This window comes from Allobosea sp. CS1GBMeth4 (assembly GCF_900185715.1).
Classification (GTDB): Bacteria; Pseudomonadota; Alphaproteobacteria; order Rhizobiales; family Beijerinckiaceae; genus Allobosea.
Window position 1 is genome coordinate 53,187 of record NZ_FYAS01000055.1, and the last position, 26,546, is coordinate 79,732.

Annotated in this window: 28 protein-coding genes; 18 read left to right on the forward strand and 10 right to left on the reverse strand. The window is 68.2% G+C overall.

What is annotated here, in order from left to right; all coding sequences use genetic code 11:
• Window positions 1-49: 49 nt before the first annotated feature.
• From CS1GBM4_RS23970 to aroQ, 6 genes are all read left to right on the forward strand, one after another.
• Window positions 50-1,681, forward strand: coding sequence for an amidohydrolase (locus CS1GBM4_RS23970; protein ID WP_186421280.1), 1,632 nt, complete (start codon window positions 50-52; stop codon window positions 1,679-1,681).
• A gap of 128 nt (window positions 1,682-1,809) precedes the next feature.
• Window positions 1,810-3,399 (forward strand): ABC transporter substrate-binding protein, encoded by a 1,590-nt coding sequence (locus CS1GBM4_RS23975; RefSeq protein WP_244607389.1) that lies wholly within the window; start codon window positions 1,810-1,812, stop codon window positions 3,397-3,399.
• A gap of 221 nt (window positions 3,400-3,620) precedes the next feature.
• Window positions 3,621-4,556 (forward strand): ABC transporter permease, encoded by a 936-nt coding sequence (locus tag CS1GBM4_RS23980; protein WP_186421282.1) that lies wholly within the window; start codon window positions 3,621-3,623, stop codon window positions 4,554-4,556.
• An 8-nt stretch (window positions 4,557-4,564) separates the two neighbouring features.
• Window positions 4,565-5,386: an ABC transporter permease gene (locus CS1GBM4_RS23985; protein WP_186421283.1), complete on the forward strand. Its 822-nt coding sequence runs from the start codon at window positions 4,565-4,567 to the stop codon at window positions 5,384-5,386.
• Between the two features lie 28 nt (window positions 5,387-5,414).
• Window positions 5,415-6,377 (forward strand): succinylglutamate desuccinylase/aspartoacylase family protein, encoded by a 963-nt coding sequence (locus CS1GBM4_RS23990; protein WP_186421284.1) that lies wholly within the window; start codon window positions 5,415-5,417, stop codon window positions 6,375-6,377.
• A gap of 75 nt (window positions 6,378-6,452) precedes the next feature.
• A complete protein-coding gene (aroQ, locus tag CS1GBM4_RS23995) occupies window positions 6,453-6,902 on the forward strand; it encodes a type II 3-dehydroquinate dehydratase (protein WP_186421285.1) in 450 nt (149 codons plus the stop codon).
• Window positions 6,903-6,919: 17 nt separating this feature from the next.
• On the opposite strand, the gene CS1GBM4_RS24000 is transcribed toward aroQ, so the two are convergent.
• A complete protein-coding gene (locus CS1GBM4_RS24000; RefSeq protein WP_186421286.1) occupies window positions 6,920-7,792 on the reverse strand; it encodes a MurR/RpiR family transcriptional regulator in 873 nt (290 codons plus the stop codon).
• Window positions 7,793-7,889: 97 nt separating this feature from the next.
• Between CS1GBM4_RS24000 and CS1GBM4_RS24005 the strand changes: the two genes are divergently transcribed.
• From CS1GBM4_RS24005 to CS1GBM4_RS24030, 6 genes are read left to right on the forward strand one after another with little or no spacing between them, the layout of a single operon-like run.
• Window positions 7,890-9,515 (forward strand): ABC transporter substrate-binding protein, encoded by a 1,626-nt coding sequence (locus CS1GBM4_RS24005; protein WP_186421287.1) that lies wholly within the window; start codon window positions 7,890-7,892, stop codon window positions 9,513-9,515.
• Between the two features lie 30 nt (window positions 9,516-9,545).
• A complete protein-coding gene (locus CS1GBM4_RS24010) occupies window positions 9,546-10,523 on the forward strand; it encodes an ABC transporter permease (protein ID WP_186421288.1) in 978 nt (325 codons plus the stop codon).
• Window positions 10,520-11,428 carry an ABC transporter permease gene (locus tag CS1GBM4_RS24015; RefSeq protein WP_186421289.1) on the forward strand — a complete coding sequence of 303 codons (909 nt, stop codon included), beginning with the start codon at window positions 10,520-10,522 and terminating at the stop codon, window positions 11,426-11,428. The genes CS1GBM4_RS24010 and CS1GBM4_RS24015 overlap by 4 nt, the downstream gene beginning before the upstream one ends.
• Entirely contained in the window at window positions 11,425-12,408 is a 984-nt protein-coding gene (locus tag CS1GBM4_RS24020; protein ID WP_186421290.1) for an ABC transporter ATP-binding protein, read from the forward strand. Before CS1GBM4_RS24015 ends, CS1GBM4_RS24020 begins: the two co-directional genes overlap by 4 nt.
• Window positions 12,405-13,412 (forward strand): ABC transporter ATP-binding protein, encoded by a 1,008-nt coding sequence (locus tag CS1GBM4_RS24025; RefSeq protein WP_186421291.1) that lies wholly within the window; start codon window positions 12,405-12,407, stop codon window positions 13,410-13,412. The genes CS1GBM4_RS24020 and CS1GBM4_RS24025 overlap by 4 nt, the downstream gene beginning before the upstream one ends.
• Window positions 13,409-14,281, forward strand: coding sequence for an alpha/beta hydrolase (locus CS1GBM4_RS24030; RefSeq protein ID WP_186421292.1), 873 nt, complete (start codon window positions 13,409-13,411; stop codon window positions 14,279-14,281). Before CS1GBM4_RS24025 ends, CS1GBM4_RS24030 begins: the two co-directional genes overlap by 4 nt.
• A gap of 434 nt (window positions 14,282-14,715) precedes the next feature.
• Here the strand turns inward: CS1GBM4_RS24030 and CS1GBM4_RS24035 are convergent, their stop codons facing one another.
• The 3 genes from CS1GBM4_RS24035 to CS1GBM4_RS24045 form a co-directional block, all read right to left on the reverse strand.
• The gene (locus CS1GBM4_RS24035) at window positions 14,716-15,645 is read right to left on the reverse strand and encodes a dihydrodipicolinate synthase family protein (protein ID WP_186421293.1); all 930 of its coding nucleotides are present in this window, start codon (window positions 15,643-15,645) and stop codon (window positions 14,716-14,718) included.
• 60 nt (window positions 15,646-15,705) lie between these two features.
• Window positions 15,706-16,392, reverse strand: coding sequence for a fumarylacetoacetate hydrolase family protein (locus tag CS1GBM4_RS24040; protein ID WP_186421294.1), 687 nt, complete (start codon window positions 16,390-16,392; stop codon window positions 15,706-15,708).
• A 303-nt stretch (window positions 16,393-16,695) separates the two neighbouring features.
• The gene (locus tag CS1GBM4_RS24045) at window positions 16,696-17,178 is read right to left on the reverse strand and encodes an Lrp/AsnC family transcriptional regulator (protein WP_186421295.1); all 483 of its coding nucleotides are present in this window, start codon (window positions 17,176-17,178) and stop codon (window positions 16,696-16,698) included.
• Between the two features lie 138 nt (window positions 17,179-17,316).
• On the opposite strand from CS1GBM4_RS24045, the gene CS1GBM4_RS24050 reads away from it, so the two are divergent.
• From CS1GBM4_RS24050 to CS1GBM4_RS24070, 5 genes are all read left to right on the forward strand, one after another.
• Window positions 17,317-18,345, forward strand: a complete 1,029-nt coding sequence (locus tag CS1GBM4_RS24050; protein WP_186421296.1) for an ABC transporter substrate-binding protein — start codon at window positions 17,317-17,319, stop codon at window positions 18,343-18,345.
• Between the two features lie 160 nt (window positions 18,346-18,505).
• Window positions 18,506-19,258 carry an ABC transporter permease gene (locus tag CS1GBM4_RS24055; RefSeq protein ID WP_186421297.1) on the forward strand — a complete coding sequence of 251 codons (753 nt, stop codon included), beginning with the start codon at window positions 18,506-18,508 and terminating at the stop codon, window positions 19,256-19,258.
• The gene (locus CS1GBM4_RS24060; protein WP_186421298.1) at window positions 19,234-20,010 is read left to right on the forward strand and encodes an ABC transporter ATP-binding protein; all 777 of its coding nucleotides are present in this window, start codon (window positions 19,234-19,236) and stop codon (window positions 20,008-20,010) included. The genes CS1GBM4_RS24055 and CS1GBM4_RS24060 overlap by 25 nt, the downstream gene beginning before the upstream one ends.
• A gap of 99 nt (window positions 20,011-20,109) precedes the next feature.
• Window positions 20,110-21,303 (forward strand): O-succinylhomoserine sulfhydrylase, encoded by a 1,194-nt coding sequence (metZ, locus tag CS1GBM4_RS24065; protein WP_186421299.1) that lies wholly within the window; start codon window positions 20,110-20,112, stop codon window positions 21,301-21,303.
• A gap of 74 nt (window positions 21,304-21,377) precedes the next feature.
• Window positions 21,378-21,743 carry a hypothetical protein gene (locus CS1GBM4_RS24070; protein ID WP_186421300.1) on the forward strand — a complete coding sequence of 122 codons (366 nt, stop codon included), beginning with the start codon at window positions 21,378-21,380 and terminating at the stop codon, window positions 21,741-21,743.
• A 4-nt stretch (window positions 21,744-21,747) separates the two neighbouring features.
• Here the strand turns inward: CS1GBM4_RS24070 and CS1GBM4_RS24075 are convergent, their stop codons facing one another.
• From CS1GBM4_RS24075 to fabA, 5 genes are all read right to left on the reverse strand, one after another.
• The gene (locus CS1GBM4_RS24075) at window positions 21,748-21,993 is read right to left on the reverse strand and encodes a DUF2188 domain-containing protein (RefSeq protein WP_186421301.1); all 246 of its coding nucleotides are present in this window, start codon (window positions 21,991-21,993) and stop codon (window positions 21,748-21,750) included.
• Window positions 21,994-22,098: 105 nt separating this feature from the next.
• The gene (fabI, locus tag CS1GBM4_RS24080) at window positions 22,099-22,932 is read right to left on the reverse strand and encodes an enoyl-ACP reductase FabI (RefSeq protein ID WP_186421302.1); all 834 of its coding nucleotides are present in this window, start codon (window positions 22,930-22,932) and stop codon (window positions 22,099-22,101) included.
• A gap of 61 nt (window positions 22,933-22,993) precedes the next feature.
• Window positions 22,994-23,266: a DUF3303 family protein gene (locus CS1GBM4_RS24085; RefSeq protein ID WP_186421303.1), complete on the reverse strand. Its 273-nt coding sequence runs from the start codon at window positions 23,264-23,266 to the stop codon at window positions 22,994-22,996.
• 11 nt (window positions 23,267-23,277) lie between these two features.
• The gene (gene fabB / locus CS1GBM4_RS24090) at window positions 23,278-24,504 is read right to left on the reverse strand and encodes a beta-ketoacyl-ACP synthase I (protein ID WP_186421304.1); all 1,227 of its coding nucleotides are present in this window, start codon (window positions 24,502-24,504) and stop codon (window positions 23,278-23,280) included.
• Window positions 24,505-24,621: 117 nt separating this feature from the next.
• Window positions 24,622-25,134 carry a 3-hydroxyacyl-[acyl-carrier-protein] dehydratase FabA gene (gene fabA, locus CS1GBM4_RS24095; RefSeq protein ID WP_186421305.1) on the reverse strand — a complete coding sequence of 171 codons (513 nt, stop codon included), beginning with the start codon at window positions 25,132-25,134 and terminating at the stop codon, window positions 24,622-24,624.
• A 376-nt stretch (window positions 25,135-25,510) separates the two neighbouring features.
• Here fabA and irrA point away from each other — a divergent pair, with 376 nt between their 5' ends.
• Complete coding sequence (gene irrA, locus CS1GBM4_RS24100) at window positions 25,511-25,975, forward strand: iron response transcriptional regulator IrrA (RefSeq protein ID WP_186421306.1); 465 nt, start codon at window positions 25,511-25,513, stop codon at window positions 25,973-25,975.
• Window positions 25,976-26,003: 28 nt separating this feature from the next.
• Here irrA and CS1GBM4_RS24105 read toward each other — a convergent pair whose 3' ends face one another.
• Complete coding sequence (locus CS1GBM4_RS24105; protein WP_186421307.1) at window positions 26,004-26,540, reverse strand: SH3 domain-containing protein; 537 nt, start codon at window positions 26,538-26,540, stop codon at window positions 26,004-26,006.
• Window positions 26,541-26,546 lie beyond the last annotated feature (6 nt).

The window sequence follows — 26,546 nt, forward strand, 5'->3', positions numbered from 1 at the left end:
AAGCGCTGGCGTCGACAAGACCCGAGGATGCAGGGATGGAGCAAGTGGCATGAGCGTCAAGGCCGATATCGTGCTGCGCGGCGGGCCGATCTGGTGCGGCCGCGAGGAAGGCGTGGTCGAGGCGCTGGCGCTCTGGGGCGACAAGGTGCTCGCCGCCGGCATGGACGCCGAGATCGCCGGGCTGATCGGGCCATCGACCCGGGTCATCGATCTCGCCGGCCGGCTGGCGACGCCGGGGCTGAACGATTCCCATCTGCATCTGATCTCGCTCGGCTTGACCATGGACTGGGTCGATGCCCGCCCGGCCGCGGCGCCGACGCTGGACGCTCTGCTCGGCCGGATCGCGGCCCGCGCGGCGCAGTCGAAACCCGGCGACTGGGTGCTGGCGCGCGGCTACGACCAGACCAAGCTCGACACCGGCCGCCACCCGCTGCGCGAGGAGCTCGACCGCGCCGCCCCGAACAATCCGGTGATGCTGGTGCGGACCTGCGGCCACGTCTCGATCTGCAATTCGAAGGCGCTGACGCTCGCCGGCATCGACGAGAGCTCGCCGACCCCGCCGGGCGGGCTGATCGAGCAGCAGAACGGCCGCCTCACCGGCCTTCTCGCCGAGAACGCGCGCGCGCCGGTCTGGGCCGCGATCCCCGACCCGACCGAGGACGACCTCGTCGCGGGAATCGAGCGCGGCGGCAACTATCTGCTCTCGCTCGGCATCACCAGCTGCATGGACGCGGCCGTCGGCCAGCGCGGCGGCTTCGGCGAGATCGCGGCCTATCACCGGGCGAAGCGTGACGGCCGCCTGCCGGTGCGCACCTGGCTCGCTCTGCTCGGCGACGCGGAGCGCTCGATCGTGCCGCAATGCCATGCCGCCGGGCTGATCTCCGGCACCGGCGACGCGATGCTGATGGTCGGCGCGGTCAAGATCTTCCTCGACGGCTCGGCCGGCGGGCGCACCGCCTGGATGAGCGAGCCCTATCTCGGCGAGGACAGGACCACCGGCGTGCAGATGCTCTCGAACGAGGATCTGGAACGGCAGGTGCTCGACGCCCATGCCAAGGGCTACCAGCTCGCCTGCCACGCCATCGGCGATGCCGCGATCGAGCAGTTGATCACCGCCTATGAGAAGGCGCTCGCCGCTCACCCCGATCCCGATCGGCGCCACCGCATCGAGCATTGCGGCTTCTCGACGCCGCAGCAGCACGAGCGGATGATCAAGGCCGGCATCTATCCCTGCCCGCAGCAGGTCTTCATCCACGATTTCGGCGACGCCTACATCAAGGTGCTGGGCGAGGAGCGGGCCCTGCCCAGCTACCCGTTCCGGACCTGGTTCGATCTCGGCCTGAAGCCGGCGACCGGCAGCGACGCGCCGGTCTGCGATCCCAACCCGTTTCCGAACTTCCACACCATGCTGACGCGCAAGACCTGGCGCGGCACGGTGATGGACGAACGCCAGCGCGTCTCGATCGAGGAGGCGCTGCAGGCCTATACCGAATACGGCGCCTTCTCGCAGAAGCAAGAGACGGTGAAGGGCAAGCTCAAGCCCGGCTTCCTCGCCGACGTCGCCGTATTCTCGCGCAACCTCCTCACGGCCTCGCCGGAGGAGATCCTGACGGATACGCGCTGCGACCTCACCATTCGCGGCGGCAGGACCGTCTATGAGCGCCCGGGAGCGGCCACCTGAGTACTTCGCCGAGGAAACAAGAAGACAGGGCGTGAAAGCCCGCTATGGTCTCAAATGGAACGAATACCGGCGCCGGCCAACGGCGCCGATCCGAAGGGTCCACGGACAAATTGGGAGGTTTCGACGTGTTGAAAAAGCTTGCCTTCACGACCGCGCTGACGCTCGCGACATTCACCCTGCAGGCGCAGGCCCAGGAGCCGCGCCGGGGCGGGACGATCCGGTTCACCGCGCCTTATGGCGCGTCCTTCGTCAGCAATGACAGCCACGTCTCGAACCAGATCCAGGACGAGATCTACACCTACGCGCTGCACAGCATGCTCTACAAATGGGATGCCAGGAACGGCAAGCCGGAGCTGGAGCTCGCCAAGAGCGTCCAGGTCTCGCCGGACGGCAAGACCTACACCTTCAAGCTGCGCGACGACGCCTTCTTCCACAACGGCCGCAAGATGACGGCCGACGATATCATCTGGTCCTACACCCGGATCATGGACGGAGCGAAGAACTATCCCGGCGCACGCTACATCGCCCGGATCAAGGGCGCGACCGAGGTCCAGAAGGGCCAGGCCAAGGAGATCTCCGGGCTGAAGAAGATCGACGACTTCACCCTCGAGATGACGCTGACCGACAAGGCCGATCCCGGATATTTCCTGTTCCAGGGCCAGACCGCGATCCTGCCGGGCAAGGAGGCGCAGCAGGCCGGCTTCTTCGACAAGCCGATCGGGCTCGGGCCGTTCAAGTTCGTCGAGCACGTGCCGGGCTCGCGCATGGCGTTCGAACGCTGGGACAAGTACTTCAAGGCCGGCAAGCCCTATGCCGACAAGCTCGTCATCTCGCCGATGGGCGAGGCGGCGGCGCGCGACGTCGCCTTCCGCAACAAGGAGATCGACGTCTCGATCCTCGGCTCGACGCAGTATGTCGCCTACAAGGCCGACCCGAACCTGTCCAAGGGCATCCTCGAGGTCGCCGAGGTCTTCACCCGCAACATGGGCATGAACCCGGCGTTCAAGCCCTTCTCCGACAAGCGCGTGCGCCAGGCGATCAACCACGCGATCGACGCCGACCTGATCATCAAGCGCCTGGTCCGCGACAAGGCCTACCGCGCGGTGAGCTGGCTGCCGCTGTCCTCGCCGGCCTTCGACAAGGACGCCAAGCCCTATGCCTTCGACCCGGAGAAGGCGAAGAAGCTGCTGGCCGAGGCCGGCTATCCCGACGGCTTCGAGTTCGAATGGGTCGCGACCCCGAACGAGAGCTGGGGCGTGCCGATCGTCGAGGCCGTGATCCCGATGCTCGCCAAGGTCGGCGTCAAGGTGAAGATCAAGCCGGTCGAGACCTCGGCGCTCGGCGGCGTCGTGGTGGGCGGCGACTTCCAGGCCTATATCTGGTCGAACACGTCGGGGCCCGACACGCTGACGGCCCTGAAGTGCTTCCATTCCGCGACGCCGCGCTCGTCCTGCAACTACACCACCTTCAAGAACGCGGCCTACGACAAGCTGCTCGACGACGCTTCGGCCGAGGCCGATCCGGCCAAGCAGCTCGAGCTGCTGAAGAAGGCCAACGCCCTGCTGCAGGAGGAGGCGCCGGTCTGGTTCTTCAACTACAACAAGGCGGTAATGGCCTATCAGCCCTGGCTGCACGGGCTCCAGCCCAACGCGACCGAGCTCGCGCTGCAGCGCTATGAGGACCTCTGGGTCGACACCACCTCGCCGGCGGCGAAATGAATCATCCTGAGCCCTCGCCCGTCGCATGGCGGCGGGGGCTCGTCTTCATCCCGAACATGGTCTGGTCAGGCTGAAGCGTCATTGCGAACGAAGCGAAGCAATCCAGGGAGCGCAGAGCTCCGCCGCCCCTGGATTGCTTCGTTGCTCCGCTCCTCGCAATGACGGGCAGCGATCCGGCCTGAAACCTGACATAGCCCCAGCGGCGGCCAGGAGCCCTGTTCATGTTGCCCTATGTCTTTCGCCGGCTCCTGCAGGCCATCCCGATCCTGCTGGCGGTCGCGGCGCTGATCTTCGTGCTATTCAGCGTCATTCCCGGCAATTTCGCCACCAGCCAGATCGCCGACGGGCGCAGCAACATCGACGCCGCCACCATCGCGCGGATGAACGAGCAATTCGGCCTCAACGATCCGCTGCCGCTGCGCTTCGCGAAATATGTCGGCGGGCTCGCGACCTTCGATCTCGGCGATTCCTTTCGCACGCGCCAGCCGGTCACCAACCTGATCGGCGAACGGCTCTGGCCAAGCCTGCAGCTCGCGCTCGCCGCCATGCTCTTCGCCATCGTCATCGGCGTACCGCTCGGCTTCCTCGCGGCGCTGAAGCCGGGCAGCTGGATCGACATGTTCTCGATGATCTTCGCCGTCTCGGGCCTGTCGCTGCCGATGTTCTGGCTCGGCCTGCTCCTGATGTACGCCTTCGCGCTGACGCTGAACTGGTTCCCGAGCTTCGGCTATGGCGACGGCGACCCGCGCTACATCGTCCTGCCGGCGATCGCGCTCGGCGTCTCGCCGCTGGCGCTGCTCGCCCGCACCGCACGCGCCGCCGTGCTCGAGGTGATGCATGCCGATTTCGTCCGCACCGCCCGGGCCAAGGGCGCCGGCGCCTACCGCGTCATGCGCTGGCACGTCGCGCGCAACGCGCTCGTCATCGTGCTGACCACGCTCGGCCTGCAGTTCGGCTCGGTGCTGGGGCAAGCCGTGGTCGTCGAGAAGCTCTTCGCCTGGCCAGGGCTCGGCTCCCTGCTGGTCGACAGCGTCACCTGGCGCGATATCCCGGCGGTGCAGGGCTGCATCCTGACGATCGTGCTGTTCTTCCTCGTCGTGAACATCGCCGTCGACGTGCTCTGCGCCATCGTCGACCCGCGCATCAAGTACAGCTAGGCCTCAGCATGAAGTTCCGTGCCAACCTCTGGATCGGCGCCACCTGCTTCGCGCTCGTCGTCGCAGGCGGCGTCCTCGCCCCCTGGCTCGCCCATACCGACCCGGTGATGGACGCCAATCTGATGAACGCCGAGATCCCGCCGGGTTCGGAGTTCTGGTTCGGCACCGATGCGCAGGGCCGCGACATCTACAGCCGCGTGCTCCACGGCGCGCGCATCTCCCTGACTGTCGGCGTCGTCTCGCAGCTGATCAACACGATGATCGGCGTCGCGCTCGGCCTCTCGGCCGGTTACTGGGGCGGCTGGTGGGACGATTTCGTCAACGGCCTGACAAACATGATGCTCGCCATTCCCTCGCTGATCTTCGCGCTGGCGATCATGGCGATCCTCAATCCCGGCCTGACCAGCCTGCTGATCGCGCTCGGCCTGACCAACTGGTCCTTCACCTGCCGGCTGACCCGCGCGGCGACGCTCTCGGTCAAGGCGCTCGGCTATATCGAGGCGGCGAAGTCGCTCGGCTACGGCACCTTCCGGATCATGCTGACCCAGATCCTGCCGAACATCGCCGGCCCGATCATCGTGATCGGCACGCTCGGCATGGGCGGGGCGGTGCTGGCCGAGGCCTCGCTCTCCTTCCTCGGGCTCGGCATTCGCCCGCCCTTCCCGAGCTGGGGCTCGATGCTCTCCGACGCGCGCGACCAGATCTCGACCGCGCCCTGGATCTCGATCTTCCCGGGCCTCGCCATCTTCCTGACGGTGCTGGGGCTCAATCTGCTCGGCGACGGCCTGCGCGACATCCTCGACCCGCACTCGCAGAGCCGCAGGGCCTGAGCCTTCCTTCCCGACGAGAGACTGAACCGTGACCGCCACCGACCTCGACGACGGCCCGCTCGAAGCCGTCCGCTTCATCGGGCTCAGGCCCGGCCCCAGGCTGATCGTGACCGGCGCGGTGCACGGCAACGAGCCCTGCGGACCGGCCGCGATCCGTCGCGCCATCGAGGAGTGCCGGACCGGGACGATCCGAATCCTGCGCGGCGAGGTCACCTTCCTGCCCGTCACCAATCCGAAGGCCTTCCGCCAGAAGACGCGCGAGGGCGACCGCAACCTCAACCGCGACCTGCGCGAGCGGCCTCTGCCGGGCGACTTCGAGGACCGGATCGGCAACCCGATCTGCGCGCTGCTGCGCCAGCACGACGCGCTGCTCGACATCCATTCCTTCCGCCAGGAGGGCGAGCCCTTCGTCTTCTTCGGCCCTGCGAACAACCGCGGCGCGCTCGAGCCCTTCGCCCGGGCGGAGGAGGAGTTGGCGCTCGCCGCCTGCCTCGGCGTCTCGACCGCGATCCATGGCTGGCTCGACAACTACGCCAGGCTGCTCGACATCCGCGCGCGCCTGCCGGTGCCGAGGCTCAACGTCACCGAGGGCTATGGCACCACCGAGTTCATGCGCTTCTGCGGCGGCTATGCGGTGACTCTGGAGTGCGGCCAGCATGACGATCCCAGGGCCGCCGATGTCGGCTATGCCGCCATCCGCAACACGCTGGCGCAGCTACAGCTGGTCGATGCGCCCTTGCCGCCCCCCGCGCTCCGCGACGTGATCGAGATGGTCGAGGTGCTGCTCTGCGAGACGGAGGGCGACCGCGCCGAGGCCGGCTGGCGCACCGGCGATGCGGTCAGGGCCGGCGCCGTCCTCGCCCGCCGCGCCGACGGCGCCAAGGTGACGGCGCCCAGCGACGGCTACATCATCTTCCCGAATGTCGCGCCCAGGCTCGGCGAGGCGATCTGCCATTTCGGCGTGGCGAGCAGCCGGCGGATCGCCGGCTGAGATCCTCTCCCGGCACCCGATCTTGCGCCGCGCCGCGATAGCGGCAACATGCCGCCGCAATCCCAGGAGCCCGTCATGTCCCGCCTCGTCTACGTCCTCAACGGTCCGAACCTGAACCTGCTCGGCAAGCGCCAGCCGCACATCTACGGCTCGGAGACGCTGGCCGATGTCGAGGATGCCTGCCGGGCGCTGGCGAAGGAGCTCGACCTCGAGATCCGCTTCCACCAGTCGAACCGCGAATACGAGATCATCGACTGGATCCACGAGGCACGCGAGCAGGCGGCCGGCATCGTCATCAACCCCGGCGCCTTCACCCACACCTCGGTCGCGATCCTCGACGCGCTCAACGCCTTCGACGGCACGGTGATCGAGTGCCACATCTCGAACGTGCACAAGCGCGAGAGCTTCCGGCACCATTCCTACGTCTCGCTGCGCGCAGACGGGGTGATCGCCGGCTTCGGCACGCAGGGCTATCTGCTCTCATTGCGCCGGATCGCCAGGCTCGCCGACGAGACGAGGATCTGAGCCGCTCTCCTCGGCATTCAGTAGTGGAAGGTCCAGAGCAGGCTTTCGCTCAGCCCCTTCAGCGCCTCGACCGCGTCCGGCCGCTCGCGGGCCAGCGTCGTGATCAGCGCATCCGCCACCGCGAAGGCGGCGGTCGGCGAGTTGGGCAGGAAGCTGTTGCGGGCGGGGGCGAACAGCGTCATGTCGGCCAGCGGCACGAGCGGCGAGGCCGGCCCGTCGGTGATCGCGAGCAGGACCGCGCCGCGCTTCTTGCTGAATCTGGCGAGCTCCAGCGTGGCGCGGGAATAGCGCGGCAGCGAGATCGCCACGACGATGTCTTCCGGCCCGGCCGAGAGCATGTGGCGGACGGCACGCTCCGGCCCGCCCCGCGACGAGGCGAAGACGACATCGGTGTCGAGATAGAGCGCGAGCCCATCCTCGAGGAAAGCGCCGACGTAATGGCTCGCGCCGGAGCCGACGATGAAGATGCGGCGCGCCTTCAGAAGCACGGCGATGGCGCGGTTGACCGTCTCCTCCTCCAGAGTCGCGATCGCTTCCTCGAGATTGGCGGCCTCGCTCTTCAGCGTCGCCGCCATGGTGGCGAAGACCGAGCCGGCCGCGGCGCGGGCGCCGGCGAGCCCCTCGACCGGCGCGAGCGCGACCTTGAGCGCCGTCGACAGGGCCGTACGGAAATCGCCGTAATTGCGGTAGCCCAGCGCTCTGACGAAGCGCGTGACGGTCGCGGTCGAGGTCCCGCTCTTCTCGGCCAGCCCGTCGATCGTCGCCATCGCGGAATCGAGCGGGCTCTGCAGCACGAAATCCGCCGCCTTGCGGTGCCCTTCGCTCAGCGAGGGGTAGATCCGGGCGATGCGGTTGGCGAGATCCGTCGTCGGCTTCAAGGCGCGTGACATGGCTTTCCCGCTGATTGACGTCGGATCATTTTCATGTTTGCTAGCGCGTGAAAATAAAGCTGTCAAAACGACCAGCTACGGGAACGGAGGCAGACCGATGCGTCAACGCGCGCTCATCACCACCCTGCTCGGCGCCAGCATGCTCAGCGCCAGTCTGCTCGGCACCTCTGCGATGGCGCAGACCTTGCGCATCGCACTCGCCTCCGAACCGACGGCGGTCGATCCGCACTATCACGATCTCACCCCCAACAACGCGCTCGCCCAGCATATCTTCGACAGCCTCGTGCGGCAGGACGAGAAGCAGGCGCTGCAGCCCGGCCTCGCCACCACCTGGGAGAACGACGGCAAGAACCGCTGGACCTTCAAGCTGCGCCAGGGCGTCAAGTTCAGCAACGGCCAGCCCTTCGGCGCGCAGGACGTGGTCTTCACCTTCTGCCGCACGCTGAAGAACGAGACGAAGGTCTCCGATTCCTTCGCCGACATCACCGGCAACTTCGCCAAGGTCGAGACGCCGGACGCGGGCACCCTGGTCATCGAGACCAAGGAGCCGGAGCCGCTGCTGCCGACGCTGCTCTCCGGCCTGCCGATCCTGTCCGCCTCGATCGTCCAGCACGGCGAGATCAAATACGACATCGCCAGCAATTGCGGCGTCACCGGCCCCTGGCCGGCGGTCAACAACTTCAACGACGGCACGATGGCGATCGGCACCGGGCCGTACAAGCTGAAATCCTATGTCCGCGGCTCGGCGATCGAGCTCGAGCGCAACCCCGACCATTGGGGCGGCCAGCAGCCCTGGGCGAGCGTGCGCTTCCTGCCGGTGACCAATGCCGGCCCGCGCCTCGCCGGCCTGCTCGCCGGCGACTACGACGTGATCGAGAATCCGGCGGCGCGCGATCTCGGCCGCATCAAGGGCGACAAGCGCTTCGGCCACGTCATCACGCCCTCGACCCGGGTGATCTATTTCCAGCTCGACGTCGCGCGCGACCAGAGCCCCTTCGTCAAGGCGCCGGACGGCAAGAACCCGTTGAAGGATGCGCGCGTGCGCAAGGCGATGTCGCTCGCCATCGACCGCGAGGCGATCGTCAAGCGGATCATGGACGGTGCCGCCGAGCCGGCCTACCAGTACCTGCCGACCGGCATGTTCGGCACGCTGCCGAACCCGCCCAAGCTCGCCTACGACCCGGCGGCGGCGAAGAAGCTGCTGGCCGAGGCCGGCTATCCCGACGGCTTCCAGCTGACCCTCTCGGCGACGAACGATCGCTATATCAACGACAGCCAGATCACCCAGGCGGTCGCGCAGTATCTGACCCAGATCGGCATCAAGGCCGAGGTCGACGCCATGACGCGGGCGATCTACTTCCCGCGCCGCGCCAAGAAGGAGTTCAGCGTCGCGCTCGGCGGCTGGGGTTCGGCGACCGGCGAGGCCGCCTCCTTCCTGCGGCAATGGCCGCCGACCCCGAACGAGACCAAGACGCTCGGCGGCTCGAACTATGGCGGCTACAAGAACGAGGAATTCGACAAGGTGATCCGTGCCGCCGTCACGACGCTCGACGACAAGAAGCGCGCCGAGTTGCTGCAGCAGGCGATGACGCTCGTCCTCGCCGACGGCGCCTTCATTCCGCTGCACTTCGAGAGCGGCATCTGGGCCTTCAAGTCGGAGCTTTCGGTCGCGGGCCGCGCCGACCAATACATGCTCGCCATGTCGGTGAAGCCGGCGAAGTAAGCCGGCGATCATCTCACCGAGGTTCGGCGCATGACCGCCTATGTCCTGCAGCGGCTGATCCAGAGCGTCTTCGTGCTGCTCGCGGTCTCGGTCGTGGTCTTCTTCGCCGTCTACGGCATCGGCGACCCGATCGAGCTCCTCGTCTCGCCGCAGGTGAGCGAGGCCGAGCGCCAGGCGCTGATCCGGCGGCTCGGGCTCGACCTGCCGGTCTGGCAGCAATACCTGACCTTCATGGCCAATGCGCTGAAGGGCGATCTCGGCCGCTCCTTCGTGCATGGCGTGCCGGCGGTGCAGTTGATCCTGGCGCGCCTGCCCGCGACCTTCGAGCTCGTGCTGCTGGCGATGACGCTGGCGCTCGCCGCCGGCATCCCGCTCGGGCTGATGGCGGGGCTCGATCCCGACAGCCGGCGCGCCCGCATCGTCATGGCCGGCACCGTGCTCGGCTTTTCGCTGCCGAGCTTCTGGAAGGGCATGATGCTGATCCTGCTCTTCGCCGTGCTGCTCGGCTGGCTGCCGACCGCGGGGCGCGGCGAGACGGTTTCGGTGCTCGGCATCCAGACCAGCCTGCTGACCTTCGACGGGCTGCAGCACATCGCCCTGCCCGCCCTCAACCTCGCCATCCCCAATCTCGCGCTGATCGTGCGCCTCGTCGCCGCCGGCACCACCGAGACCATGACGCAGGACTATGTGAAATACGCCCGCGCCAAGGGGGTGCGGCCCCGCCGCGTCGTCAACCGGCATGTGCTGCGCAACATCCTGATCCCGGTCGTCACCGTGGTCGGCGTCGAATTCGGCAGCCTCGTCGCCTTCTCGACCATCACCGAGACCGTCTTCGCCTGGCCCGGCATGGGCAAGCTGCTGATCGACTCGGTCTACCAGCTCGACCGCCCGGTGGTCGTCGCCTACGTCCTGCTGGCGACGCTGCTCTTCGTCGGCGTCAATTTCCTGGTGGACGTGCTCTATGCCGCGCTCGACCCGCGGGTGAAGCTCGCCGGAGAGAAGGCATGAGCCTCGACGCCTCCCGCCTCGCCGGTCCCGCCGAGGCCGACACGCCCCTGCGCGAGAAGGTGCTGCGCCGCCTGCGCAACCGCCCGACGACGCGCGGCGCCGCGATCCTGCTCGGCATCATGGTGCTGCTCGCGCTGCTCGCCCCGGTGATCGCGCCGCAGAACCCGCATGATCTCGGCGCGCTCAGCGTGATGGACAACCGGCTGGCGCCGGGCGAGCGCGGCATGAGCGGCTTCACCTACTGGCTCGGCAGCGACGCGCAGGGGCGCGACATGCTGAGCGCCATCCTCTACGGGCTGCGCACCAGCCTGCTCGTCGGGCTCGCCTCGACGCTCGGCGCGCTCGCCATCGGCATCATGGCCGGGCTCGCGGCGGCGCAGTTCGGCGGCGCGGTCGACGCGGTGCTGATGCGGATCGTCGACTTCATGCTCGGCTTCCCCTCGATCCTGGTGGCGCTGGTGCTGCTCGCCTCGATCGGGCGCGGCGTCGACAAGGTCATCCTCGCCATCGTGCTGGTGCAATGGGCCCAGTACGCCCGCCTGATGCGGGCCGCGGCCCTGGTCGAGCGGCGCAAGGAGTATATCGAGGCGGCGGTGAATTTCGGCCTGCCGACCCGGCACATCATGCTGGCGCATCTCTTGCCGAACTCGGTCGGCGCCGTGCTCGTCGTTGCCACGATCAGCATCGCCTCGGCGATCACGCTGGAGGCGACGCTCTCCTTCCTCGGCGTCGGCGTGCCGGTGACGCAGCCCTCGCTCGGCCTGCTCATCGCCAACGGCTTCGAGTTCCTGCTCTCGGGCGAATACTGGATCGCCGTCTTCCCCGGCATCGCGCTGGTGCTCCTGATCATGTCGCTCAATCTCGTCGGCGACCGCCTGCGCCGCAGCTTCAACGTGCGCGCATGAGCGAGGCTCCCCTTCTTTCCGTGCGCGGCCTCAGGACCGTGTTCCATGCGCAGGACGGCGCCTGGCCGGCGGTCGACGGCGTCGATTTCGGCGTCGCCAAGGGCGAGGTGCTCGGCCTCGTCGGCGAGTCCGGCTCAGGCAAATCGGTGACCGGGTTCTCGCTGGTGCAGCTCGTCGACCCGCCGGGCGAGGTCGTCGCCGGCGAGGTGCTGTTCGGCGGCGAAGACCTGCGCGCCGCCTCGCAGGAGCGCCTGCGCCAGTTGCGGGGCGACCGGATCGCGATGATCTTCCAGGACCCGCTGATGACGCTGAACCCGGTGCTCAGCATCGGCGAGCAGATGAGCGAGGCGATCCTCGAGCATCGTCCCTGCAGCCGGCAGGAGGCTCTCGACAAGGCGGCCAAGGCGCTGGCCCGCGTCGGCATCTCCTCGCCGGAGGCCCGCCTCAAGCAATACCCGCACGAATTCTCCGGCGGCATGCGCCAGCGCGTCGCGATCGCGACAGCGCTCCTGAACGATCCCGACCTGATCATCGCGGACGAGCCGACCACGGCGCTCGACGTCACCATCCAGGCGCAGATCCTCTACGAGATGCAGAAGCTCGCGCGCGAGAGCGGCGCCGCGGTGATCTGGATCACGCACGACCTCGCCGTGGTCGCCGAGCTCGCCGACCGGGTGGCGGTGATGTATGCCGGCCGCATCGTCGAGATCGGCGATGTCGAGACCGTGCTCGACCGGCCGCGCCATCCCTATACGCTCGGCCTGCTCAGCTCCTCGGCGGCCATGGTCGAGCCGGGCGAGCGCCTGCATCAGATCGACGGCATCGCGCCGCGCATCGACTCGCGCCCCTCCGGCTGCCCGTTCCGGCCGCGCTGCGAGCGGGCGCTGCCGGTCTGCGCCGAGAGCGACCCGCAGCCCCAGGCCCATGACCGCCGCACGCTGCGCTGCCACAACCCCGTGCCCGATCAGGTGGCCGCATGAGCGAGACCCTGTTCGAGCTGCGCGGCATCCGCAAATATTTCCGCGGCAAGGCCAATCTGGCCGAGCGCCTCCTGAGCGCGATCGGCCGGCATCCGCCGCCGGCGACCCTGAAGGCGGTCGACGGCGTCGATCTCAGCGTCCGGAAGGGCGAGGTGCTCGGCCTCGTCGGCGAATCCGGCTGCGGGAAGTCGACGCTGGCGCGGATCGCCACCGGCATCCTGCCGCCGACCGAGGGCGAGGTGTTCTACAAGGGCCGCGCGGCGGCGGCGCTGAAGGGCAAGGACCGGCTCGATTATCTGCTGAAGGTGCAGATGATCTTCCAGGACCCTTACGCCTCGCTCGACCCGCGCATGCGGGTCGCGCGTATCGTCGGCGAGGCGCTCTCTGTCCACAAGCTCGTGCCGAAGGCGGTGATCGACGGCACCGTCGATCGCGCGCTCGCCGAGGTCGGGCTCGATCTCGCCTATCGCGAGCGCTACCCGCACCAGTTCTCCGGCGGCCAGCGCCAGCGCATCGGCATCGCGCGCGCGCTCGCGGTGAAGCCCGAGTTCCTCGTCTGCGACGAGCCGGTCTCGGCGCTCGACGTCTCGATCCAGGCGCAGGTGATCAACCTGTTCATGGACGTGCGCGAGCGGCACGGGCTGACCTATCTCTTCGTCAGCCACGATCTCGGCCTGGTCCGCCACATCAGCGACCGCGTCGCCATCATGTATCTCGGCCGCATCGTCGAGATCGGCAGCGCGGCGGCGATCTTCGCCGAGCCGGCGCATCCCTACAGCGCCGCCCTGATCAAGGCGATTCCCTCGGCGGCGCGGCGCAGGAGCAGCTTCCAGCCGCTCAAGGGGGAACTGCCCTCGCCGCTGTCGCCGCCGCCCGGCTGCCCCTTCCACCCGCGCTGCGAGCACGCCATGGCTGTCTGCCGCGAGGTCCGCCCGGACCTTCGGGAGATCGCGCCCGGCCGCAGCGCCGCCTGCCACCTGCACACGACAGACAAAGCCGCATGACCACGCTCGCTCTCGACCCGCCGCAAGGCCGCAGCACCCTGCCCTTCCTCGACGCACGCCATCCCCAGCGCCCGCTGGAGGTGAATGTCTACCGGCCCGCGCGGCATCGACCGGATGACGAGGTCGTCTTCGTCCAGCACGGCATGCTGCGCAATGGCGACGACTACCGCGACTTCTGGATCGAGGCCGCCGAGAGGCACAATCTGCTGATCGTCGCGCCGACCTTCGGCAACGCACATTTCCCGCAGGCCGAGGGCTACAATAACGGCCTCGTCGTCGGTGAGGACGGCGCCATCGCCGCTTCCGACGACTGGCTCTATGCCGTGCCCACCCGCGTGCTGGCGGCGCTGCGCGAAGCCGGCGTCACCAGGCGCGAGACGGTCAAGCTGTTCGGCCATTCCGCCGGCGGCCAGTTCGTCCACCGCCTGCTGGCGACACAGAGCGAGACGCCGTTCGAGGCCGCCTTCGCCGCCAATTCCGGCTGGTACACGCTGCCGACGCTGGAGCGGCGCTTCCCGGAGGGGCTCGGCGGGCTGGGCTTAAGCGAGGCCGAGCTGGCGCGCTGGCTCGCCTGGCCGATGGTGATCTTCGCCGGCGACCGGGACATCGTCACGGATGACCCCAACCTGCCGGCGCAGCCCGAAGCGCTGGCGCAGGGGCCGATGCGCTATGCCCGCGCCCGGTTCATGCTCGACTTCGCCAAAGCCGAGGCGGCGCGGCGCGGCCTGCCCTGCAACTGGACGCTGATCACCGTGCCCGGCATCGGCCATGACGGGGCGGCGATGTCGCGCGCCGCCGCTTCCTGGTGGTTCGAGGGTCGCATGCCCTCGGTCGAGGAGCTGAGACCGGAGGCGAGCGCAGTCGCCTGAGCCGACGCGCTCAAGGAGCGACCCCAGGCGGCGGCCCCGCCGCGGGCATGACCGCGCCGGAGGGCGCGGGGTCTATCGCCCCGAGCCGTTGCTGCAATTCATGAACGCCATGTGCGCGGCCGAGCCGACCTTGGCCGACCGCCAGGCCTTCCGGCCGGGACGGGCGGGGTCATCGATGACCCGCCCGCCATTGCTGAGCGCGCAGGTGCAGGAGCGCTGGTCCCTCATGCCACGGCATTCCGGATGACCCCCGCCTTGCGCCGAGACCGGCCCCGATGACGCAAGCGCGATCAGCGCGGCACCGCGGAGCAGAAGAGTCAAACGCAAATCAAATCCCCCGGCCGCAGCCCAAGGTTGATGGCCTGGGGCCGTGCGTCCACGGCTTTCGAGAGCCGCGCCTGCGAATGCGCGGCCTCGCGTGTCCGTGCGGCCGCTCAGAGCTCGGCGCGCGGATCGTGCTTCGCCAGGCGGCCGAGCAGGTAATCGACCTCGGCCCTGGCGGCAGCAGTGAGGCCGGGGCCCGGCTTGCGCTGCGCGTCGCTCGCCAGGATGCCGCGCCGCATCATCACATATTTGCGCACGGCGAGGCCGACGCCCTGCTGCTGCTCGTAGCGCAGCAGCGGCAGATGCGCGTCGAAGATGTCATGCGCATCGTCGCGGCGGCCGGCCTTGCTCGCCTTGACCACGTCGATCAGCAATTCGGGGAAGGCGTAGCCGGTGTTGGCCCCGTCGGCGCCACGCTCCATCTCGAAATCGAGGAAGAGGCCGCCATTGCCGGTGAGGATGGCGACCCGCCGCAGCGATCCCTCGGCCTCGAACCTGCGCAGCGTCGCGATCTTCTCGAGTCCCGGCCAGTCCTCGTGCTTCAGCATCACGCAGGACGGATTGTCCGTGATGATCTTGCGGATCACCGCCGGCGTCATCACCACCGAGAGCGTCAGCGGATAATCCTGGATGACGAAGGGGATGTCGCTGCCGATCGCCTCGACCGCCTGGGCGTAATAGCCGGTGATCTGGTCGTCGGTGCGCAGATTCGTCGGCGGCGCGATCATCACGCCGCCGGCGCCGAGATCCATCACCTGGCGCGCCAGCGAGCGCATCGCCGCGAAGCCGGGGGCGGAGACGCCGACGATGATCGGTTTGCCCCCCATCTTCGCCACCGCGCGCTTGACCAGCTCGACCGACTCCTCCGGCTCGAGCTTGGGCGCCTCGCCCATGATGCCGAGCACGGTGACGCCGTCGGAGCCGATGCCGGCGTAGAAATCGAAGAGCCGGTCGGCCGAGGTCCAGTCGACCGTGCCGTCGGGATTGAACGGGGTCGGGGCGATCGGGAAGACGCCGGAGGCTTCGGTGGTCAGGCGCATGGGTTGGTCCTAGCTGTTCATGACATTGACGCGGCGGGCGGGCGGCGAGTGGGGCCGCCCTCAGACGATCCGCGTCCGAACGGTGCCGACGCCGGCGATCACGCCTTCGAGCAGATCGCCCCTGACCACGGCGGCGACGCCTTCGGGCGTGCCGGTCATGATCAGGTCGCCCGGCGCCAGCGCGACGAAGCGCGAGAGGTAGGAGACCGTCTCCGGCACGTTCCAGATCATCTTGGCGAGATCGGAGCTCTGGCGGACCGCGCCGTTGACCTTGAGCTCGATCAGTCCCTTGTCGGGATGGCCGGCCGTGGCCGCCGGGACGAGCTCGCCGATCGGCGCCGAGGCGTCGAAGCCCTTGCCCATGTCCCAGGGCTTGCCCGCCTTCTTGGCCGCGGCCTGCAGGTCGCGCCGGGTCATGTCGAGCCCGGCGGCATAGCCGAAGACATGGGAGAGCGCGTCGGCTTCGGTGATGTCCTTGCCGCCCTTCCCGATCGCCACGACGAGCTCCATCTCATGGTGCAAATCGGCGGTCTTGGGTGGATAGGGCATGTCGGCGCCGCCGGTCAGCACGGCGTCGGACGGCTTGGTGAAGAAGAACGGCTCCTCGCGATCGGGATCGCCGCCCATCTCGCGGGTGTGCTCGGCGTAATTGCGGCCGACGCAGAAGATCCGACGCACCGGGAACAGGCCACCGCCGGCCACCGGGATGGCGGCGATCTTCGGCGGATCGATGACATAGCTGGACATGGCGGCGCCCCGTTCGAGAAATGCGGGAGCGTTCATGCGGGAGCGCGCCCGCTTCGGCAAGGGTCTTGCGCCGCTCAGCCGAGCTGCGTTGCGCTCATCCGCGGCGACCGGATGGAAGCGCGAAAACCCCTCCCCCTTGCGGGGAGGGGCAGGGGTGGGGGCGCAAAGTCGGAACGAAGTCGCCGGGAAGATGGTTGGCTCGCTCCTACAAGCAGCCTTGCACCCGGTCGTTCGCCCCCCATCCCATGCCCTTCCCCACAGGGGGAAGGGAGGAGTCGAGGCGACCAGCGCTTTACAAAGGAATTACGGCGCCTTCGGCAGGTCCGGCACCTTGTAGGCCGTCGTCGCCTTGATCCGCTCCATGGCGAAGCGCGAGGTGACGTTCTTGAGCGGGATCGTCTCGATCAGCTTCTTGTAGAAGGTGTCGTAGGCGGCCATGTCGGCGACGACGACGCGCAGCATGTAGTCGACATCGCCCGCCATCCGGTAGAACTCGATCACCTCCGGCATCGCCGCGACGCTCTGCGCGAACTTCTCCAGCCAGGGGCCGGAATGGTCGGCCGTCTCGATCTGGACGAAGACGGTGAGCCCCAACCCGATCTTCTCAGGCGCGACCAGCGCGACGCGCTTGAGGATGACGCCGGCCTGCTCGAGCTTCTGGATGCGCTTCCAGCACGGGGTCTGCGACAGCCCGACCCGATCGGCGAGCTCCGCGATCGAGATATTGGCGTCAGCCTGCAGCACGGTCAGAATCTTGCGGTCGATGGCGTCCATCTCTCGATCCATGGCAACAGAGAAGAATTTTCGTATCTGACTACGTTATATAGCCTATTTTTCTTTTTGACCTCGGCAACTTGTATTCACATAGAAAATCCTTTTATCAGCCGTCAATAGGATCACAAATTTCGCCGCCCGAGGATCACGATGAAGGACCGCCGCCAGTTCCTGTTCGCAGGCTCCTCGTTCGCCGCCGCGCTGGCCACTCCCTTCGCCAGCGCCGCCGCTCAGGACTCGATTCCCGCCCGCATCGGCTACATCCCGATCATCGGCACGGCGCCGGTCTTCGTCGCCAATGGCGAGGGCTGGCTGAAGCAGGCCAGCATCGCGCCGAGCTTTACTGTGTTCGAATCGGGCCCGAACATGATCCAGGCGCTCGCCTCCGGCACGATCGACCTCTATGTCGCCGGCGTCGCCCCGCTCGCCGTCGCCCGCTCACGCGGCGTCGACATCCGCGTCGTCGCCTCGACGGCGACGGGCGAGAACGTCTTCGTCGCCGCCCCCGCTCTGGCGAAATTCTTCGCGGCGGGCGCGAGCGCCGCGGTCGCGTTCAAGGCGCACAGGAGCGCGACCGGCAAGCCGGCCCGACTCGCCACCCAGCCGCCCGGCTCGGTGCCCAACACGGTGCTGCAATACTGGCTCTGGGAGGTGGCGAAGGCCGACAAGGCCGATATCGAGATCGTGCCGATGGGCATCGACGCGACGCAGCAGGCGGTGCTCGCCGGTGCCGTCGAGGGCGCGATCGTGCGTGAGCCGGCCCTGACCATCATCCAGACCCGCAATCCCGGCATCAAGTTGATCGCCGGCGGCGAGGAGGTCTTCCCCGGCCAGCCCGGCACCGTCGTCGCCGTCTCCGGCGCCTTCGCCACCAGGAACCCCGACGCCGTGCAGAAGCTGGTCTCCAGCCTCGCCAAGGCGGCCGAGGTCCTGGTCAAGACGCCCGCCAAGGCCGCTCCCCATGTCGGCGCGGCGCTCGGCAAGGGCATCGTCGACCCCGCCCTGATCGAGAAGGCGCTGACCTCGCCGGCAACGCATTTCGAGATCGACCCGCGCAAGATCATCGAGCCGGCCCGTGCCATGCAGGCCTACCAGGTCAAGCTCGGCTCGCTGGAGAAGGAGCTTCCCTTCGACGGCCTGTTCGAGACGCAGTATTACGAGCGCGCCATCAAGGGCTGACGGCAAGGCGAGAACGATCAACCCGCCCTCTTGCATAGCGCGACGCAATCCCACACACGCGTGTCATCCCGGGCGACCGGAGGGAGACCCGGGATCGGCGCCGCTGCGCGACTTGTCCGGGATGACCCGCGCTGGTGGTCGAAGGCTGAGTGAATTGACGGTGCAGTCTCTTCGGGCCCCTGCCCTCGCCCTCACCGGCCTCGCCGCGTTCCTCCTGCTCTGGGAGGCGATCCCCTATTTCGGCATCGTCAATCCGGCCTTCCTGCCGGGGCCGAGCGCCCTGCCGAGCGTCTTCCTGCGCGAGGTGAGGTCGGGCGCCTGGCTCGCGGCGATCCTCGGCTCGCTCGGCCATTACTTCATCGGCCTTGCCACAGGCGCGGGGCTCGGCATCGCCCTCGGCGTCGTCACCGGCATGTCGAAGCTCGCCGAGGAGGCGACCGCCTGGGTGGTCCGGCTGCTGCGGCCGATCCCCGGCCTCGCCTGGGTGCCGTTCGCGATCATCTGGTTCGGCGTCAATCCGCAGGCGGCGGTGTTCATCATCGCGATCGGCGTGTTCTGGATCGTCTTCTTCGCGGCGCAGGGCGCGATCCGCGGCGTCGACCGCGAGCTGATCGAGGTCGCGGACGCCTTCGGCTTCCGCTCCCCGGCGCAGAAACTCGCCAAGATCCTGCTGCCGGCGGCGATGCCCGGCATCCTCGTCGGCGTGCGCACCGCGCTCGGCCAGGCCTGGATGGCGGTGGTCGCGGCCGAGATCTTCGGCGTCGCCGGCGTCGGTCAGCGCATGATGCAGGCCTCCAGCCTGCTCGCGACCGACCTCGTCGTGATCTACATGCTGACCATGGCGGCGCTCTACGGCCTGCTCGATACGCTGTTCGTCGCCGTCCAGGGATGGGTGCTGCGTTGGAAAGCGTGATCGACATCAGGGAGCTGTCGCTCAGCTTCACCCGCGACGGCGAGACGACGGAAGTGCTGCACAAGCTCGACCTCTCCGTCGCTCCAGGCGAGTTCCTCGCCATTGTCGGCCCCTCCGGCGTCGGCAAGTCGACCTTGCTGCGCGTCATCGCCGGGCTCGCCCGGCCGAGCGGCGGCGAGGTCGCGATCAATGCCAGGGACAACACCCGCCGGCCGGTCGCGCTGGTGTTCCAGGATTCGCGGCTGCTGCCCTGGCGCAGCGTGATCGCCAATGTCGGCTTCGGCCTCGAAGGGCAGAAACCCAGGGCCGAACGCCTCGCCCGAGCGCAGGCGATGCTCGATCTCGTCGGCCTCGGTCATCTCGCCCGGCGCTGGCCGCATCAGCTCTCCGGCGGCCAGCGCCAGCGCGTCTCGCTGGCGCGGGCGCTGGCGGTCGAGCCCGAGATCCTGCTGATGGACGAGCCTTTCTCGGCGCTGGACGCGCTGACGCGCGAGACCTTGCAGGACGAGCTGATCGAGGTTCGCCGCCGCACCGGCAAGACGGTGCTGTTCGTCACCCACGACATCGACGAGGCCGCCTATCTCGCCGACCGGGTCGTGGTGCTCTCCGGCGCGCCCGGGCGGATCGTCGCCGAGCACCGGATCGCGGCCGCCCATCCGCGGAGACGGGGGGCGGAGGCGGAGGCCGAGATCGTGCGGGCCGTGCGAGGCGATCTCGGGGCGGATGTCGTGAGCGACGGCGCGGCGATCTGACAAGACGTCCGTGGACAGGAAAATTCGTTCGCCTTTACGAACACAGGCGACGGTGATATTCCCTTCGTCCGTTATATCGAACGGATCGGACGACATATCATGGCGATCAAAGCAGCGGACACGGCAGCGCTCCACCCCGAGACCCGGCTGGTCCATGCCGGCACGCTGCGCTCGCAGTTCGGCGAGACCTCCGAAGCGCTGTTCCTGACGCAAGGCCATGTCTATGACAGCGCCGAGCAGGCCGAAGGCCGCTTCCTCAACACCGATCCGGGCTTCCAATACGGGCGCCTCTCCAATCCCACCGTCGCCATGCTGGAGCAGCGCATGGCCGCCTTCGAGGGCGCCGAGGCCTGCCGCGCCACCGCGACCGGCATGGCGGCCGTCACCGCCGCCGTGATGGCGCCGGTGCGGGCCGGCGACCATGTCGTCGCGGCGCGCGCGCTGTTCGGCTCCTGTCGCTACGTCATCGAGGACCACCTGCCGCGTTATGGAGTCGAGTCGACGCTGGTCGACGGCACCGACCTCGCCGCCTGGCGCGCCGCGATCAGGCCGAACACCAAGCTGTTCTTCCTGGAGAGCCCGGCCAATCCGACGCTGGAGGTGATCGACATCGCGGCCGTCGCGGCGATCGCCAGGGAGGCCGGCGTTCTCCTCGTGGTCGACAATGTCTTCGCGACGCCGCTCTTCCAGCGCCCGCTCGCGCTCGGCGCCGATCTCGTCGTCTATTCCGCCACGAAGCACATCGACGGCCAGGGCCGCTGCCTCGGCGGGCTCATCCTCGGCTCGAAGGCGCTGATCGAGGCCGACGTCCAGACCTATCTGCGCCAGACCGGCCCGTCCCTGTCGCCCTTCAACGCCTGGGTGATGCTGAAATCGCTGGAGACGCTCCCCTTGCGCATCCGCCAGCAGGCGCAGAACGCGACTGTGGTGGCGCAATGGCTGAAGGGCCGCAAGGACCTGCCGCATGTCGCCTTCATCGGCGACCCCGACCATCCGCAGGCCGAGATCATCGCCAGGCAGATGACCGGCCCCTCGACGCTGATCGCCTTCGAGGTCGCGGGCGGCAAGGACGGCGCCTTCCGCTTCCTCAACAAGCTCCGGCTGATCCGCATCTCCAACAATCTCGGCGACGCCAAGAGCCTGATCGTGCATCCGGCGACGACGACGCATCAGCGTTTCACGCCGGAGGTCCGCGCCGGCATGGGCGTCGGCGACGGGCTGATCCGCCTCTCGATCGGGCTGGAGCATCCCGACGACCTGATAGCCGATCTGAAGCAGGCGCTGCAGGGCTGAGCGCGACGGCGGCGCCGGCACCGAAACCCGAGCGGGCCAACCGCGTTGAACCTCGGCAACGACAGAGGTTCACAATGCCCAGCAAGATCGCCTGCACGGCGGCGCTGCTCGCCAGCCTCGCGGCTCCCACGCTCGCCCAGAATGCTTCGCCAGCCTCACCGGCGACGCCGGAAAAGCCGTCCTCGCCCGAGCTCGCCGCCTGCAAATCGACGGCGATGGCGGCGCTGACGGCGCGCGAGCCCGAGATCAAGGACATCTACATCGACGAGGACGGGCTGACGGTCGCGGTGGCGGAGACCAGGATCGAGGATATCCCGGTCACGCGCATCCTGATGGGCGAGGCCTATCTGAAGACCGACAGATCCGACAAGCCGCGCCGCTTCCTCTGCCTGGTCGGCGAGAAGGGCAAGGTGCTGCTGACCTTCTTCACGCAGCGATGACGGCTCAGCCGCCGTCGACGATGCGGGTATTCGGCCGGTCGCGGCCGTCGGCCAGTTCCTCGTGCCATTCGCCGCGAGCGTCCTGGTAGACGATGCCGTCGGTGACGCCCGGCCGCTTCTGGCGGGCCGCGGCCTTCTCCGCCGCCTTCAGCGCCGCGTCATGCGAGCGGAAGGTCTCCGAGAGCACGTCGCCGACCTTGTAGGCCCAGCCGCCGTCGTGCTCGACGATCTGGTACTTCACCGTGACCATGAGCATCCTCCATGGCTCACTGGTCGAACCGTCGCAGCGCGCTCCGGGTTCCACCAGGACGGAGGATAGCCTCGGCCCGGCGACGGCGGAAGAGGCCTGCCGGCCTCAGTCGCCATTGCCGGTGTCGGCGGCGCGCAGGCCTTCCAGCACCGGCATCTGGGTGATGTGGTAGCCCGCGTCGATGTGGTGGACCTCGCCAGTCACCCCGCCGGAAAGATCGGAGAGGTAGTAGAGCGCCGAGCCGCCGATCTCTTCCAGCGTCACCGATTTGCGCAGCGGCGAATTGGCTCGCTGCCAGGAATACATGGCGCGCGCATCGGAGATGCCGGCGCCGGCGAGGGTGCGCACCGGCCCGGGCGAAAGCGCATTCACGCGGATGCCCTTCGGGCCGTAATCGGCGGCGAGATAGCGCATGCTCGCCTCCAGCGCCGCCTTGGCGACGCCCATGACGTTGTAGTTCGGCATCACGCGCGACGAGCCGCTATAGGTCAGCGTGATCATGCTGCCGCCCTTCGGCATGCGCTCGGCGGCGCGCCTGGCGGCTTCCGTGAAGGAGAAGCAGGAGATCACCATGGTGCGCGAGAAGTTCTCGCGGCTGGTGTCGGCATAAAGCCCCTTGAGCTCGTTCTTGTCGGAGAAGCCGATGGCATGGATCAGGAAATCGAGCGTGTTGCGCTCGGGATCGCCGCCCCAGGCCTCGTCGATCGCGGCGAAGGCGGCATCGACGGTCGCGACGTCCTCGACATCGCAGGGGATGACCAGCTTCGAGCCGATGCTCTCGGCGAGCGGCTTGACGCGCTTGCCGAGCGCCTCGCCCTGATAGGTGAAGGCCATCTGCGCGCCGTGCGCATGCAGGGTCCGGGCGATGCCCCAGGCGATCGAGTTCTGATTGGCGACGCCCATGACGAGGCCGCGCTTGTTGTGCATCAGGGGGAGCATGATCGGACTATCCGTATTGGCGCGGGCTTCAGGAGGCAGCGAGGGCGTCGGCGCCTGTCACTCAGAGATGCTTCCTGACCGCCGCGGCGGTGTCCTTCGAGCTCGCCAGCGGCACGATCTCGAAACGGGCGAGATCGCCCCAGGCCAGCACCCATTCCTGCAGCTTGGTGACGTCGTCGCACTGCATCACCTGGAAACAGCGGGCGAAGTCGGCCGAGATCCAGCTGTCGATATAGGTGAGGCCGTCCGGCATCATGCGGCCGCGCTCGTCGAAGCGCCGGTAGATCTCCTTCACCCGGGCCTGGTCGAAATGCTCGATCACCATGAACAGCATGGCCGGTCTCCTCAGGCTTCGAGCCGCTTCATCACGATGGTGGCGTTGGTGCCGCCGAAGCCGAAGGAGTTGGAGAGCACGCAGCCGAGGTCGGCATTGTCGATGCGCTTGCGCACGATCGGCATGTCGGCGAAAGCCGGGTCGAGCTCCTCGATATGGGCGCTTTCGGCGATGAAATCGTTGTTCAGCATGAGCAGCGAATAGATCGCCTCCTGCACGCCGGTGGCGCCGAGCGAATGGCCGGTCAGCGACTTGGTCGCCGAGATCGGCGGGCTCTTTTCGCCGGCGCCGAAGACCGTACGGATCGCCTCGATCTCCTTGGCGTCTCCGACCGGGGTCGAGGTACCGTGCGGATTGATGTAGTCGACCTTGGCCGTCACGCCCTGCAGCGCCATGCGCATGCAGCGCTCGGCGCCCTCGCCGGAGGGAGCGACCATGTCGTAGCCGTCCGAGGTCGCGCCATAACCGACGATTTCGCCATAGATCTTGGCGCCGCGGGCCTTGGCGTGCTCGAGCTCCTCGAGCACGACGACGCCGGCGCCGCCGGCGATGACGAAGCCGTCGCGGCGCACGTCATAGGCGCGCGAGGCGATGGCGGGGGTCTCGTTGAAATCGGAGGACATCGCGCCCATGGCGTCGAACAGCACCGAGAGCGTCCAGTCGAGCTCCTCGCAGCCGCCGGCGAAGATCACGTCCTGCTTGCCCCATTGGATCAGCTCGTAGGCGTTGCCGATGCAATGGTTCGAGGTCGCGCAGGCCGAGGAGATCGAGTAGTTGACGCCCTTGATCTTGAACCAGGTGGCGAGCGTCGCCGAGGCGGTCGAGGACATGCCCTTGGGCACGGCGAAAGGGCCGACCTTCTTCGAGGAGCCGCTCTCGCGCGCCTTGTCGTAGGCGTCGATCAGGGCGCGGGTCGAGGGGCCGCCGGAGCCCATGACGATGCCGGTGCGCTCATGGCTGACCTCGTGCGGCTCCAGCCCCGCATCGACGATCGCCTGGTCCATGGCGACATGGTTCCAGGCCGAGCCGCCGCCATGGAAGCGCATGGCGCGGCGGTCGACGACCTCGGACGCGACCAGCGAGGGCACGCCCGCGACCCGGCTGCGGAAGCCGTGCTCGGCGAAATCCGGCACATAGGAGATGCCGGACTTGGCCTCGCGCAGCGAGGCCAGCACTTCCTGCGTATTGTTGCCGATGGACGAGACGATGCCCATCCCGGTGACCACCACGCGTCTCATGCTGCTTCTCCGGCTCTTGGTGCGGGCCGGGATGCCAGCTCCGGACCTTTCGCTTGATCGACTACCGCGCAAATGGACCGCGCGGAGGACGAAGGCAAGGCGTCGGGATGATTTTGCTCAGGCCGCCTCGGGCTTGAACAGGCCGACGCGCATGTCGCTCGTCGTATAGATACGCTTCCCGTCCGCCTCGAGCCAGCCATCGGCGATGCCGAGGACGAGCTTGGACTTGAAGACGCGCTTGAAGTCGACGCCGTAGACGACCCGCTTGACCGAGGGCAGCACCTGGTCGGCGAACTTGACTTCGCCGACGCCGAGCGCCCGGCCGCGGCCGGGCAGGCCGAGCCAGCCGAGAAAGAAGCCGGTGAGCTGCCAGAGCGCATCGAGACCGAGGCAGCCCGGCATCACCGGGTCGCCCTTGAAATGACAGTCGAAGAACCAGAGGTCGGGCCTGACGTCGAGCTCGGCGCGGACCAGGCCCTTGCCGTGTTCGCCGCCGTCCTCGCTGATCTCGGTGATCCGGTCGAACATCAGCATCGGAGGCAGCGGCAGCTGCGCATTGCCCGGCCCGAAGAGCTCACCGCGCCCGCAAGCGAGGATCTCCTCGTAGCTGAATGACGATTGCCGCTCCATATCCAACTTCACTCCATTCAGGCCGCCGGGCCATCCCTGCCGGCCAATTCGCGATGAAACCGTGCCTAACACGGTGTCGCCGCGGAACGGAAGGGCGCAAGCCGGGCTCGCCCGTGGATGATCGGCCGGCGAAGCCGCGCCGAGCCCTGCTACCACGACCCGGCGGCCGTGGCATAAGGTCCCAGCCATGGCCCTCGGTGGCCGCTTTCGCGGCACGGAAGCCGGCGCCATGCCCGAGGCAGCGCGACGATGCTCCACGGCTGGAGCCCGGCCCCGGCGGGGCCCGATGCTTGCGAGCCGGCGCCCGAAGCCTTACATCGACTCTAAACTGCCGCGCTTCCGAACCCGGAAGCCGATCACCGGAGCACATGCAAGGATGGACGGTCTGAACCCGCAGGACCAGAGCGACCGGTCGAACGCGCGGCAAGGCTGCCCCTTCCACGACGTGCGCCAGAAGCTGCGCCGCGTCGGGCTGCGGCCGACGCGCCAGCGCGTCTCGCTCGGCTGGCTCCTGTTCGCCAAGGGCGACCGGCATGTCAGCGCCGAAATGCTCTATGAAGAGGCGATGAGGGCGCGCGTGCCGGTCTCGCTCGCCACCGTCTACAACACGCTGCACCAGTTCACCGAGGCCGGCCTGCTGCGCGAGCTGGCGATCGACGGCGCCAAGACCTTCTTCGACACCGACAACAGCGACCATCACCATTTCGTCGTCGACGGCGAGGACAAGGTGATCGACATCCCGGCTTCGGCGGTCGATGTCGCCGAGCTGCCGCCGCCGCCCGAAGGCTACGAGATCAGCCGGGTCGACGTGGTGGTCAGGCTGCGCAAGGCCGCCGGCTGAGCCCGCGCCGGCCCGCGCTCGGCGCCGCCTACTGCACGGTCTCGTTGGGATAGACGCCCCAGAGCCGATCCTGCCTGATATAACCGGAAATCTTGCTGACCGTGACCCGGCACCAGGCGTTCTGGCAGGATTGCACATTGGCGATGACGCCCGGCTCGAGCGTCGCGACCACGGCAGCGCCCTCGCTCGCGGAATCGCGCAGGGCGAAGGTCTCGCCCTTGTTCTTCGACCAGGGCGAGACCAGGACCGTGCGCCGCCCCGAGAGCAGGCTGTGCAGGACCCAGCCCTCGGTGCCGTCGGCGTCGCGCACGCGTCGCCAGGTCTCGAATTCGGCCGTGACCTCGACCGGCAGGCCGGCGCGCTGGAACACCCAGCTGGTGCGATGCTCCTTCGACGGGCCCTCGCGCAGATTGACCCTGTCCGACTTCAGGCTGACATAGCGCGGCAGCGGCAGGCCGGAGACGGGACCGTTGGCGACATCCTGGGCCGCGCTCCCCGTCGCCAGCATGGCGAGGCCCGCCGCGAGCAGGAGGCCGAGCGCGCCGCGCATCCTCTGAACCGTCATTCCAAT